Below are 13,406 nucleotides of genomic sequence, written 5' to 3' on the forward strand. Positions count from 1 at the left end.
TATTGCAAATATTTTTAACGAAGGCAAGCGTGCACCCAGGAATTCAAAAACGGGACGTTAGGGGCGAGGCAATAATAGTTTGTCCAATTAGACGAGGGAGCCTGTTTTCTCAGCAAGGCGCTCGAAGAGGCGCATGCCTAGGCATGTAACGCTTTGAGCAACGCCGTTGAGGAGACAGGAAACAAGTATTATTGGATAAAGTATTTTTTCCTCGGCCCTTATTTAATGCACGCCCCTAAGGGGCTAGATGTTTATTTGCATTCAATTCGCCCCTGACGGGATAAGCGGCGCCCAATACCGTCATTTTTCACCAAAGCCCCATACAAATTATAATGTTACCTATACAATGCGATATAAATAAATTTATGCCGCAACAGAAGTTTTTCTATTAGTGAGTCAGCTATCTATGGCAAAGATCTTAGTATCGTGGGTGGGCAATGCCGATCTTAACGGCCTACCAAATACTGCAAACGGCTTAAAAGGCCCGCTTGATGCCATTTTGTGTGCTGATCACTACGATCACATTTACCTCCTCCATAACCAGCCCCCAACCACCGTTAAACCCCTTTTAGAGGCACTTAAGCAACGGTTTTCCACTGGTGATAAAGTGCATGTAAGCAACGTACATGTAAAAAAAGTTAAGCTATCTAGCCCCATTCACTTTGGCGATATCTACACCGCGCTAGACTCTGTACTAAAAAGTGCCGTTACCAACCACCCTGACCATCAGCTATACATACAGCTAACTTCGGGTACATCCACCATGACGGCAGTATCCATCTTGGTGGGTAAAACCAAGTATCCCGCACGCTTTATTCAGTCATCTATAGAGCAAGGCGTAAAAGAAGAGATTATCCCTTTTGATGTGGCGGCCGACTTCTTACCTACGTTGGCAGAGCGCAATGATTCCCAGCTAGCCCAGCTCATTAATGGCGAGGCCCCAGTAACCGCAGCCTTTGACGACATCATTACACGAAGCGCAGAAGTAAAACGCTTAAAACAGTTGGCCGCTATTCTCGCCGCGCGCGATGTACCGGTGTTGATAATGGGCGAAAGCGGAACCGGTAAAGAGCTATTTGCCACCGCCATAGTCAATGCAAGCCAGCGTAAAGATAAGCCTTTCCTTGCCCTAAACTGTGGCGCCATTCCCGCAGACTTAATTGATGCCACCTTATTTGGCCATACCAAAGGTGCATTCACCGGGGCAACAGAGGCGCGTAAGGGCTACTTTGAGCGTTGCGACGGCGGCACCTTGTTCCTCGATGAGTTCGGCGAGTTACCCTTAGTACAACAGGTTCGTTTACTTAGAGTTCTGCAAGTTGGCTCGTTTACCCCTGTTGGCTCAACCAAAGAGCAGAAAGTAAATGTACGCCTAATCACCGCGACCAATAAAAACCTTATTGAGGAGGTGGTCGCAGGCCGCTTTAGGGAGGATCTATTTTATCGCGTTGCCATTGGCGTATTGCAGCTTCCCCCGTTAAGGCAAAGAACAGAAGATATTGTTGTGTTGGCGGAATCACTGCTAGAAAAGATAAACAGCGAGGCAAGCGCACAGCCAGGCTATAAACATAAAAAACTTTCTGTTAAGGCTAAAAAAATTATCAAAACCTACCCATGGCCGGGTAACGTACGTGAGTTAAATGCCACCTTACTACGCGCGTCACTGTGGGGCGCTGGGGAGTCGATTAGCGAAACAGACATACAGCAAGCGAGCTTTCAAGCGTCTTCTCAAGTGCATAAGCAAAGCAGCAGCTTACTCGTTCAAGAAGTATCGCAAGGGTTTGATATACAGGGTGTAATAGCCGATATCACTACGCATTACATCAAGCAGGCTCTAAAAGAGAGTAGCGGTAGCAAAACCAAAGCGGCAGGGTTGTTGGGCCTAAAGAACTACCAAACGCTTAACAACTGGATGGACAAATACAATATTAAATAGCGTTCATTTTAAACTTGGCACGGGCTTCGCTATAGGTCTAAAGACGAATAGAGAGAGCGCTGTTATGGAAAGAATATTATTTATGCAGTCACAAAACTTTGAGCACCTACGCTCCATATGGCCAGATCTCGCTAACTTGGGAGGGCATGCCGAACAATACACTTTTGAAGATCCGCAAAGCGCTCTTATTAAGCTTCGCTGCTTTTCAGAAAAGCTAGTAGGTATTGTTTATCGTGAATGGCGGCTCCCGCGCTTGCCAAACGAGAAGTTTATCGACCTACTAGAAAACAACAGCTTTTCTTCAGTGGTTGATAGCGCCCTAATTGATAAGCTGCATGCCATTCGCAAAGAGGGCAACAAAGCCGCTCACGAAGGTAAGTTCTCTAATGGCAGCAGTTTATGGCTACTCAAAGAAGCACATATTTTAAGCTGGTGGTTATTACTTACTTTTAAGAAAGATCAAGCAGGTAAACCATCACCGTTTATAGAGCCCAAGCGTGTTGATAAGGTCTCTAGTAAGCAAGCCAAAGCCCTAGAACAGAAGGCGGCAGAGCACCAACAACGCTTTGAACAGGCCATTGAAGAGCTAGAGCAGGCAAAAGAAGCCGAACAAAAGGCCCAGCGCGAAGCAGCCAAGTTACAGCAAGCATTAGACGAGGCCAGTAAACAGAAGTACCAAAAGGCAAGTCAGGTTGCTAAAGGGCTTCTGGAGCTAAACGAAGCGCAAACAAGACGCCGATTAATCGATACAGAACTTCACTCACGCGGCTGGAATATCGACCTAGTGAACGGTGAAAACACCGAAGAAGTGACCCTAGAAGAAAAGGTCGATGAACAACCAACAGCATCAGGCTTTGGCTATGTTGATTACGTATTATGGGATGACAACGATAAACCCTTAGCCGTCATTGAAGCCAAGCGTACGCGAGAAACCGCAGAAAAAGGCCGAGAGCAAGCCAAGCTATATGCCGACGCCCTAGAAAAGAAATACAAGCAGCGCCCCGTCATCTTTTACACCAACGGGCATGACATATACATTTGGGATGATGCTCAAAAGGCGGCACCAAGGAAGCTTTATAGCTATTACAGTAAAGACAGCCTGCAATACCTCATTCGACAGCGTGCTACCCGTAAAGACCTAAATGCTACTCCCATTGATACCGGCATCTCGGGTCGATTGTATCAAATAGAATCCATTACCCGTGTATGCGAGCGTTTTAGTCAGCAGCATCGTAAAGCCTTAGTCGTACAAGCAACGGGTACGGGTAAAACCCGTGTGGCCATTGGTTTAACGAAGCGATTAATTAATGCAGGCTGGGCAAAGCGCGTATTGTTTTTATGCGACCGCAAAGAGCTACGCAAACAGGCGGGTAAGGCTTATAACGAATTCTTAAACGAACCGCTTTACATTGTCGGTAAAAGCAAAAAAGACGACAAGAAAAATGCGCAAATCTATATCGCCACATACCCCGGTATGATGAGCATTATGGAAGAGTTTGATCCCGGCTATTTCGACCTGATCATTGCCGACGAATCTCACCGTTCCATCTACAACATATTTGGTGATATTTTTAAATATTACGATGCCATGCAATTAGGGCTTACCGCAACGCCGGTAGAAATGATCAGCCGTTCAACCAGTCAGTTATTTGGTTGTGACTACAAAATGCCAACGGCGAACTACCCCTTAGAGCAAGCCATTGAAGAGGGCAATCTTGTGCCCTTTAAAGTCATAACCCATACCACCAAATTCTTACGTGAAGGCATAAAAGCCAAAAGCCTAAGTGATGCGCAAATTGCGGAGTTAGAAGATCAAGGGTTCGACCCCAACGAACTCGATTTCGATGCTAAAAGCATCGACAAAGCCGTACATAACAAAGACACCAATCGCGCGATAATCCGTAACCTAATGGAAAATGGTTTGCGCATGGCCGATGGTCAAACCCTGGGTAAAACCATCGTCTTTGCGCGTAATATTGCTCATGCAGAACTTATTGCAGAACTGTTTATCGAAATGTACCCCAGCTATGGCGGCAACTTCTGCCGTGTGATTCACTCAAAATACGGACGAGCCGAAGAACTGATTGATAGCTTTAAAGAAACTGAAGGTAAAGACAGCGAAGTCACCATAGCCGTATCAGTGGATATGCTCGATACCGGTATCGATGTACCCGAAGCGCTGAACTTGGTATTCGCCAAGCCGGTTAAATCGAAAGTGAAGTTTTGGCAGATGGTGGGGCGCGGCACACGCTTGTGTGAAAACCTATTCGGCCCAGGCGTAGACAAAAGTAAATTTGTTATCTTTGACCACTGGGGCAACTTTGACTATTTCGAACTTGACCCCGAAGAGGAAGAGCAGCGTCAATCCAAATCGCTTAGTGAAAAACTCTTTGAGGCCCGTTTAACGTTTGCAGAAGAAGCGCTTAAACGTGGCGAGATGGACGCCTTCGGTAAAATGGTAGTTTTGTTAAAGCAAGATATCGACAGCCTAAATAACGACACCATTGCCGTAAAAGATAAATGGAAGCTAAAACAAGAGCTAAGCCAAATCGATGTATTGCATCAGTTTACCCCAGCGACCAAAAACAAATTGATAAACGATATGGCGCCGCTCATGCAATGGCGAAATATCAAAGGTCAAACCGAAGCGTTAAAGCTTGATCTAAATATGGTCAATGTTCAGCAAGCTAAACTTACCAAGCCAGAGCTATCTAAATCAGAAGAGTTACCCGCACTGCAAATGGAAGTGGAGCAAAAAGTGCGTAGTTTATCTATGCATTTAAACCAAGTGCGCAGTAAAGCTAAATTTATCAGTCAGATTCAACAGCCTGATTTCTGGCAGACCGCAAGCTTTGATGACATAGAAATCCAGCGGCAAAACTTAAGAGAAGTCATACACCTGCGTGATAAAGGCGGTATTGTGCCCCCGCAAAAAACCACTGTATACGATATAAAAGAAGATGCTGCCGAATACAAAGTTAGCGAACGAAAAACCAATATTCGTACCGTTGATTATGAAATCTATCGTCAAGAGGTCGAGAAAACCCTAGCGCCGCTATTCGATAAAAACCCCGTATTGCAAAAGATACGCGCCGGTGAGCCAGTCACTCAAAATGAATTAGCCACGCTTAACTCATTGGTTCACACCCAAAACCCCAATATCGATTTAGCCGTATTGGCAGAGTTCTACCCCGAATCTTCCGCCAGTGTCGATAAACTGTTACGTACGATTGTGGGCCTAGATACACAAGAAATAGAAAAGCAGTTTACTCAATTTGTGCAAACGCATCATATAAACCTCAATGCCTTACAGCAGCGTTTTATCGGTTTATTAAAAAGTGAAATCTGCCGCAAAGGGGAAATGCAAGTGGCAGACCTATACGAGCAACCATTTATTAGTTTGCATCAAGACGGCATAGACGGCCTGTTTAAAGATGAACAAGCCCACCTTATCGCAAAGTTTGTTGCAGGCTTTACCGTAGAAATGAAAAACAAATCGCAATCTGTACAAGTAACAGAAAACGAATAGCTAAACCGATTAAGAACAAATCTAATTAAGAGCAAGCCCAATTAAAAGTTAACCTGATTGTAAGTTAACCGAACTTGCAATGACTACGATATAAAGAGACACCATGATCACAGGCAGTTTAAAAAGCAGTATCGACAAACTATGGGAAGAGTTTTGGACGGGCGGCGTGACAAACCCGCTTACCGTCATCGAGCAAATCACCTTCCTCATGTACGCCCGTTTATTAGATATGAATGAAACCAGCGACGAGAAAAAAGCGCAGCGTACTGGCAAAAGCGTTAACCGCCGTTTTAACGACGAGCAACAGCATATTCGTTGGCAAAACTTGCGGCACATAGAATCCGCCGATGCCTTGTTGGTTACTGTGCGAGATGAACTGTTCCCGTACTTTAAGCAAACCAGCGGCGAAGGTTCACTGTTTGCCGAGTTTATGAAAGACGCCCAGCTAATGGTGCAAAAACCCTCGTTATTGCGCAAAGCCATCGATATGGTCAACGAGCTACCGCTTACGCAAGGCGATACCAAAGGCGACCTCTATGAATACCTGCTTAGTAAGCTCACAACGGCGGGCATTAACGGCCAGTTCCGTACGCCACGGCACATCATTCGCGCCATTATTGAATTGATGAACCCCAACGCGACCGACCGCATATGCGACCCCGCGTGTGGCACAGCCGGTTTTCTAAGCACCACCTACGAATTCATATTAGAAAAATACAGTTCGGCAGAAGGCACAATCAAAGAGCCAGTAGTCGATGAAAATGGCACACCCATATTAGGTGAAGACGGCAAGCCACAAGAAAATATTATCTACACCGGTGACCAGTTAGCAAAAAACCGCAAGCATGTGGATAGCGATATGTTTCACGGATTCGACTTCGATGCCACCATGTTGCGCATCGCCGCTATGAACTTGGTAATGCACGGCGTCGCCGACCCCGATATTCACTACCAAGACACCCTAAGCCAAAGCTTTACCGAAAAGCACAACAATGCCGCCAAAGAAGGTTTCGATTTAATCCTCGCAAACCCACCGTTTAAAGGCAGCCTAGACGAAGAAGATGTATCCCCGGATTTACTGCGCACCGTAAAAACCAAAAAAACCGAACTGCTATTTGTCGCGCTTATTTTACGCATGCTTAAAGTCGGTGGCCGTGCCGCCGTGATTGTGCCAGATGGTGTATTGTTTGGTTCATCCAATGCCCATCAACAACTGCGCAAAACACTGATAGAAGATAATCAGCTAGAAGGCATTATTAGCTTGCCTTCTGGTGTGTTTAAACCCTATGCCGGTGTGAGTACTGCCGTAATGCTGTTTACCAAAGGCGGCGAGACAGAAAACGTTTGGTTTTACGATTTACAAGCGGATGGCTTTTCTTTGGATGACAAGCGCACACCGTTAAAAGGTAAGGGCAGTAATGACCTACCGGATTTAATCAAGCAATGGCACCACTACTCCGCTAACACTTTGGCGGGTAAATCGGTAAAAAAATGGGCAGATAAAACCCAAAAAGCCTTTATGGTGAGTAAAAAAGATATCGCCGATAATAAATACGATTTAAGTATAAACCGCTACAAAGAAGTCGTGTATGAAGAAGAGGTGTACGAGCCACCCAAAAAGATATTAAAAAAACTGAAGAAGCTAGAGCAGGATATTCTCAAAGATTTAGACGAGCTAGAGGCCATGCTGTAATGAGTAAACCTGCCAAAACTACTGCGAAAACAGCTTTAGCCACAAACGATGATTATAAAGGGTGGCTAAGCGCGCTTAAACAGCAGTTTATGCAAACCCGCATACAAGTGGCGGTAAAAGTAAATCAAGAGCTACTACAGTTCTACTGGCAGCTGGGCAAGCAAATTGTCGAGAAGCAACAAAGCAGCCAGTGGGGTGATGGTTTTTTGGCCCAGCTCAGTAAAGATCTAACAACAGATTTCCCCGATATTAAGGGCTTTTCTAAGCGTAATTTAGAGCTTATTCGCCAGTGGTATAAGTACTGGGGGCAAGATGAGGCAATTGCGCAACAAGCTGTTGCGCAAATCACGGCCATTCCTTGGGGGCACAATCAGGCCATTATCAATAAGTGTTCGTTACCGCACGAGGCCTTGTATTACGTCGCGGGTATCCAAAAGCACGGCTGGAGCCGCAATGTGCTTATCCACCAAATCGAAAGCGGCTTGTACCAACGTGAAGGCAAGGCCATCACCAATTTCGAGCAAACCTTGCCGCCGCTGCAATCAGACTTGGCGAAACAAAGTTTAAAAGACCCTTACATTTTTGACTTTTTAAGCCTTACCGCCGATTACAACGAGCGCGAGTTAGAAAAGGGCTTGGTTAAACATATTACCCAGTTTTTATTAGAGTTAGGCGCAGGGTTCGCCTACATGGGGCAGCAAGTCTGTATGCCTGTGGGCGAAAAAGACTTTTACCTAGACCTACTGTTTTACCACACGAGGCTAAGTTGCTATGTGGTGATAGAGCTAAAAGCAACGGACTTTGCACCAGAGCATGCCGGTAAGCTCAATTTTTACATTAACGCGGTAGATGCGCAGCTCAAAAAAGACAGCGACCAACCCACCGTCGGCCTGTTGTTATGCCGTAAAAAAGACAAGTTAGTGGCCGAATACGCCTTAAAGGGTATAGAGACACCCATTGGTGTTTCTGAATATCAACTCACTCAGGCCTTGCCGGATAATTTAAAAGCCAGCTTACCGAGTATTGAGGAGATTGAGGCTGAGTTTGCTAACGATGTGGCGGGTGAGTTGGGGGGTGAGGATGAACAAGTTGAATGTGTTAAGTAGGGGGTGCGTGTTGGAGCCACTGTCAAGGCAATTGCTGGGCACGCTCAAGCCATCCATGGTCGCTCTGCGCCTGCTCCCGGCAGGCGAAGGCACCAGCAACCGCCTTGGCAGTGACTCATCGATAAATAGTACAGCGTCAGAGTCGTTTTTTAGGAAAACGCCATTCGTGGATTTTGTTGATCTGGAGGTGTTGTTGTGAGTTGGCCTCTAATCGCTATTGGTGACTTTTGTTTAACTGGCAGTGGCGGTACGCCATCAAGAAAGAAGCCAGAGTATTATGAGGGAGATATTCCTTGGGTTAAATCTGGTGACCTTAGAGAAAACATTGTTACAGAAGTAACAGAATTTATCTCTGAGTTGGCAGTAGCGAAAAGCAGCGCAAAAATAGTTCCGCAAGGAGCAATCCTTTTGGCAATGTATGGTGCTACTGTTGGTCGAATGGCAATTCTAGGGTTGGGGGGGGCGGCAACCAATCAGGCTGTTTGTAATATTATTCCTGATGAAGAAAAAGCTTTTCCCAAGTATGTTTATTATGCCTTATTAGATAAAGTACCAGAGTTTTTGCGTAATGCAGTAGGTGGAGCACAACCAAATATTAATCAAGGGATGATAAAGGAGACAAAAATCCCCCTCCCACCCCTAAAAGAACAAAAACGCATCGCCGCCATCCTAGACAAAGCCGACGCCATCCGCCGCAAACGCCAACAAGCCATCCAACTCGCCGATGACTTCCTCCGCTCCGTTTTTTTGGATATGTTTGGTGATCCGGTGACTAATCCGAAGGGGTGGGAGGTGGAAAGTTTAGGTTGTCATTTAGACGCAATTGAAAGTGGTACTAGCCCGAAATGTGATACAAGGCCTGCTCAGGCCGGCGAGTGGGGAGTGTTGAAATTAGGTGCTGTAAGCTATTGTAAATATTCACCAAGTGAAAACAAGGCAATATTTCATGGGTATGAACCTAAATTAAATGATGAAATTAAAGAAGGTGATTTTCTTTTCACGAGAAAAAATACTCATGAGCTGGTCGCAGCGGCTGCTTTAGTTGAAAGCACCCCCCCAAAACTTTTGATGCCTGATTTGATTTTTAGACTGCAAACAAAAGGTAGTCTTAATCGTTTCTATTTGTGGGCACTGCTAACTCATTCGGGAATGAGGAAAAAGGTGCAAAGCTATGCATCTGGCGCAGCAGGATCAATGCCTAATATATCGAAAGCAAATTTAAAGACTATTAGAGTTCCTATTCCACCTATTGAGGTACAAAATCAATTTCAAGCGATTTATCAAAGGACTTCGACTTCAAATCATAAGGTGAAATCCTCTACAGACCTACTTGCGAATCAATTTTTTTCATTAAGCCAAAAGGTTTTTTCAGGCCAACTATAAATAAAGGCGTTATTACGATGAGCCAACACTCTTTCAAAGTCGATACACGTTTAGCTTTACTATTAAGCGAAAACTACCGCTCACACGAAAAGGCTTTGAAAGAGCTGCAAGTCAGTTGGTGTGATCAAGGTTCATTAGCTGATTTTAATTAACTTAAATCCATTTAAAGTATGGAATGAAAAATTTGAGGGGTTATAAATGGGTTTAAGCGATGTTGAAGTTGAAGAGAAATTTGGGGGTAAGCTTAGGGAGTGTCAGAAGGCAAGTTTAAATGTTGCATTTGACTACTTTTCATCCCCTTACAAAAATAAATCATGCTTGATTAGCTTGCCTACCGGTGCAGGTAAAAGTGGTGTAATTACTGCAATATCGCATTGCTCGGATTTCCGAAGAATTCTTATACTAAGTAATAGAAGGGCCGTATGTGATCAGTTGATTCGACAGTTGAAAGGGGCGTTTTTTGAAAAGATTGGTGTGAGTGATGTAGCTCATAAAGATATCTATAGTGACGTTGAAGATACTAGTAACGAAGGGGTGTATGTATCTACGTTTCAAAAGCTACAGTCAATGAAGGGCAGTAAGTTACAGGAATTGGTGGCTCTAGAAGAGAGTATAGATCTTCTGGTTATCGATGAGGGACATTCAGAGCCCGCCCCTTCATGGAGTGAGATTGTGAGGGGCATTAAAACTCACAAAATTATTGTTACGGCCACCCCATACAGAAACGATTTGTTTCAATTCGATCTAGACTCTGACAAATGCTACATCTATACGTTTGATCAAGCGTTGCAGGATGGTGTTCTGGTAGGTCCAGAGTTTTCTGTGACTGATAAGGATAAGGTTGTTGAGCTTGTTCGTAGATTTTTAACGGAGCATCCTGAACTTAAATGCATAGTTAAGTGTAAGACATTTGAAAGTGTGGAAGAATATTTCGGACTGTTTTCAGGTGAATTTGGTGTGCTGGGGATTCACGAGCGATTTGTTAATTATGATTGTGATTTTCGTAAAACTAAGGTTCCGAGAGATATTTCTGGTTCTGAGGTGCAAGTAATTATCCATCAAATGAAGCTGGATGAAGGGGTTGATATCCCTGAAGCAAAACTGCTTGTTCTTACATATCCTGTCGCCAGTGGCCGCGAATTGGTTCAAACAGTGGGTCGAGTGGTAAGAAAGTTAGATAATGAAAAAGCAATAGTTACAGAGATTGACAACGATTCAAACCATAGAATGTGGAAAAACTATCTAGAGTTTGATTCTTATCTGCGTCGGGGGGCTAAAAAATTTCTGAGTTCTTTAGATACAGTAGCGTTGATTGATAGTTATTTGGAGGCGTTTCCAGATATTAGTTACTTTGATTCGGGCTACAAAAAGAAGTTTAACTTCAAAAACTTTGATGTGTCAAAATCTCTTAACATACCTTTAGCTTCCGTTTGTTTTATTAAGAAATTACCTGGGTTCACGATTGAAGCATTTTTGGATGACGTGTCATGGGAACTGGAGCGAACAGGAACTCTTGCTAGTCAACCTAAAAATACTGTGGGAATCGATGTTTTGTTTTCTGTTTCCTTTAATAATTCGAAACTTTTGAAAGATATGTTGTTTTTTGAGCCATCATTAGAAGTTATGGTGGTTAAGGACTTGGGAGACTACGTGGCTCTTTTGGATAGTAGAGGGAAAGATTATTCGTTTGAGACTAAGTTGAAATTGGGCGCTTCAGTTGACGTGGAAAATTTGCTAAATCTGGCAAGTCGATCTGTTAAAACAAGAACGAAAGAGGCTCACACCAAGTCGATAAGTACGTCAAGCTACCGGCCAGAAGGCGTCTCCCTAAAGGGAGATGAGCTAGAAAAGACTACAACATCTCAAGGGAACTCGTCATATGCGCTAACTACTCTTAAGGTAGATAATATAAATAAGGAAGATAAAAAGGATAGTAGTTATTACTTGGGAATATGGTCTGGTCGAGTTTCTGATCAAAAACGAAGAAATTTCTCTTTGGAAGAGCTTAATGATTGGATCTCAGATATAGGGGCTGTGCTTGATACATCAAAACAGTTGGAAAGTCACTTTATAAGTTCCTATGCGAAATCGATAAAGGAAGTCCCAACGTCGAATCCTGTGAATATATTCGTTGACTTTTCAGCCTCTGATTATGATCTGCATGTGGTATCAGGTGACAATGCTAAAGTTATTGGAAATAGTTTTAGGTACCTTGAATACACGTTATCTGGTGTTGACTTATTTGACAATAATCAAGTGCATTTAAAACTGAAGTTTGATGAAAAAGAAGATCGACTTAAGTTTAAGTGTTCTACAACGTTGACCTATGCAGACTCTGCAGTAAACGCTCGTTCTCAAGGTGCAAAGGATTTTGTTGAGCTTCTTAATAATCTACCGGTAAAAGTCTTATATGCGGATGGTTTATCATATGCGGGCGGAAATTTTTATCGTGTAAGTTTACCTACTGATGTGGTGTCTGATTTTGAATCGTCGAAATTGCCCAGAAATATTATTGCCTTATCTGAGTTGCATGAGCAGAGGTTGGATGAAAAGGATAGAGGAAATGTTAGTCCTGATGAGTTTGGTGAATGCTCCATATTTTATTTGTTAGACAAGCTAAAAGGTGTTTCTGATTCTTCGTTAACACCTGTTGATCTCGGGCCTTTCTTTAAGGGTATAGCTGATCTTGATTTGATACTGTGTACTGACATGGGGACTGAGCCGGCTGACTTCATCCTTTCATCTCCATCAAAATTAGTTTTTGTTCATGTTAAATGTGGGGAAACGGATAACCCTCAGTCATCTGCTGGTGCAATAGCGGAAGTAGGTGGTCAAGCAGTAAAAAATCTAGCGCAATTGATTTCAGGTAATGATGATTTGCTCCCGGGTAATTTAGGGAGTTTGAAAGGAAAGTGGCCAAGCCCGACAAGTAACCCTTCATTAGAAAGGTTGAGGCTAATTGACGGTGCTAGATTTTATAATAATAACGATGAGGAAGATTTACGTCATCAACAATTAGGCGAAGCTATTAATATAATCAAAAATAGAAGACGTTCTTATGCTGTAAAAAAAGAATTATGGGTTGTGGTTGGGCGAGCATTTTCTAGGAGAGATTTTGTCGATCAAATATCTATGGGTAATGATGGTAGAGCTGAATCCTTACAAGCTTACCAGTTATTGGATAGCTGGATATCTACTTGTGCTGATGTTGATGTCGATTTTAAACTATTTGTCTCCCCTTAGAGGAGCTAGGGTTGATTATTTGTTTACCATGATTTGGAAGAAAGTAGCGGTAATTCAAAATGCCTAATTAGTATGTGAGATTTATATTGTAGAGGAGTAACTTATGACAACACGCGTACAAATGATTATAGAAACACTAAAAACTTACCCCGACAGGCAGTTCACTGCGCGTCAGTTGGCGAAAGAGTTTTTAGAGCGATATCCACAAGAAATAGCTGAAAAGAGTAAAAACCCCAACTACGATACCCAAGAAAAGTTATTGGCGCAGCTAGCGGCGAAATGCTGGGACAGGCACTCGTTTTAATAACCACCAGGCATAAATACTCAAAGCTAATATTATTTGGTTTTAACAAGCTTACCGGCACACACGTTTAAAGCCGCGGGGATTGATTTCTCAGGCCCTTGTGCGTAGGGAGCGCGTATGGAGTGCCCATGGATGGCTTGAGCGTGCCAGAGAAATCTATACGCGGCGGTGCCACATAAAAAATGCTGGGACAGGCACTCGTTTTAATAACC

The 13,406-nt window shown here is 43.6% G+C and carries 8 protein-coding genes; all 8 read left to right on the forward strand.

The window, feature by feature from the left end:
* Window positions 1-406: 406 nt before the first annotated feature.
* The 8 genes from AC3A8L_RS13710 (at window position 407) to AC3A8L_RS13745 (ending at window position 13,194) form a co-directional block, all read left to right on the forward strand.
* On the forward strand, window positions 407-1,936 hold the full coding sequence (locus AC3A8L_RS13710; protein WP_487962831.1) for a sigma-54 interaction domain-containing protein: 1,530 nt from the start codon (window positions 407-409) through the stop codon (window positions 1,934-1,936).
* 64 nt (window positions 1,937-2,000) lie between these two features.
* On the forward strand, window positions 2,001-5,465 hold the full coding sequence (locus AC3A8L_RS13715) for a DEAD/DEAH box helicase family protein (protein WP_487962832.1): 3,465 nt from the start codon (window positions 2,001-2,003) through the stop codon (window positions 5,463-5,465).
* Between the two features lie 103 nt (window positions 5,466-5,568).
* Entirely contained in the window at window positions 5,569-7,158 is a 1,590-nt protein-coding gene (locus tag AC3A8L_RS13720) for a type I restriction-modification system subunit M (RefSeq protein ID WP_487962833.1), read from the forward strand.
* Window positions 7,158-8,264 (forward strand): PDDEXK nuclease domain-containing protein, encoded by a 1,107-nt coding sequence (locus tag AC3A8L_RS13725; RefSeq protein ID WP_487962834.1) that lies wholly within the window; start codon window positions 7,158-7,160, stop codon window positions 8,262-8,264. The genes AC3A8L_RS13720 and AC3A8L_RS13725 overlap by 1 nt, the downstream gene beginning before the upstream one ends.
* A 195-nt stretch (window positions 8,265-8,459) precedes the next feature.
* Window positions 8,460-9,647 (forward strand): restriction endonuclease subunit S, encoded by a 1,188-nt coding sequence (locus AC3A8L_RS13730; RefSeq protein ID WP_487962835.1) that lies wholly within the window; start codon window positions 8,460-8,462, stop codon window positions 9,645-9,647.
* Window positions 9,648-9,664: 17 nt separating this feature from the next.
* Window positions 9,665-9,799, forward strand: a complete 135-nt coding sequence (locus AC3A8L_RS13735) for a hypothetical protein (RefSeq protein ID WP_487962836.1) — start codon at window positions 9,665-9,667, stop codon at window positions 9,797-9,799.
* A gap of 46 nt (window positions 9,800-9,845) precedes the next feature.
* On the forward strand, window positions 9,846-12,890 hold the full coding sequence (locus AC3A8L_RS13740) for a DEAD/DEAH box helicase (protein WP_487962837.1): 3,045 nt from the start codon (window positions 9,846-9,848) through the stop codon (window positions 12,888-12,890).
* A gap of 103 nt (window positions 12,891-12,993) precedes the next feature.
* A complete protein-coding gene (locus AC3A8L_RS13745; protein ID WP_487962838.1) occupies window positions 12,994-13,194 on the forward strand; it encodes a hypothetical protein in 201 nt (66 codons plus the stop codon).
* Window positions 13,195-13,406 lie beyond the last annotated feature (212 nt).

The sequence above is a fragment of the Marinagarivorans sp. genome (assembly GCF_982758155.1).

Excerpts from the sequence above, each read along its gene's own strand:
- AC3A8L_RS13710 (WP_487962831.1), top strand. The coding sequence starts at position 407 with ATGGCAAAGATCTTAGTATCGTGGGTGGGCAATGCCGATCTTAACGGC.
- AC3A8L_RS13715 (WP_487962832.1), top strand. The coding sequence starts at position 2,001 with ATGGAAAGAATATTATTTATGCAGTCACAAAACTTTGAGCACCTACGC.
- AC3A8L_RS13720 (WP_487962833.1), top strand. The coding sequence starts at position 5,569 with ATGATCACAGGCAGTTTAAAAAGCAGTATCGACAAACTATGGGAAGAG.
- AC3A8L_RS13725 (WP_487962834.1), top strand. The coding sequence starts at position 7,158 with ATGAGTAAACCTGCCAAAACTACTGCGAAAACAGCTTTAGCCACAAAC.
- AC3A8L_RS13735 (WP_487962836.1), top strand. The coding sequence starts at position 9,665 with ATGAGCCAACACTCTTTCAAAGTCGATACACGTTTAGCTTTACTATTA.
- AC3A8L_RS13740 (WP_487962837.1), top strand. The coding sequence starts at position 9,846 with ATGGGTTTAAGCGATGTTGAAGTTGAAGAGAAATTTGGGGGTAAGCTT.
- AC3A8L_RS13745 (WP_487962838.1), top strand. The coding sequence starts at position 12,994 with ATGACAACACGCGTACAAATGATTATAGAAACACTAAAAACTTACCCC.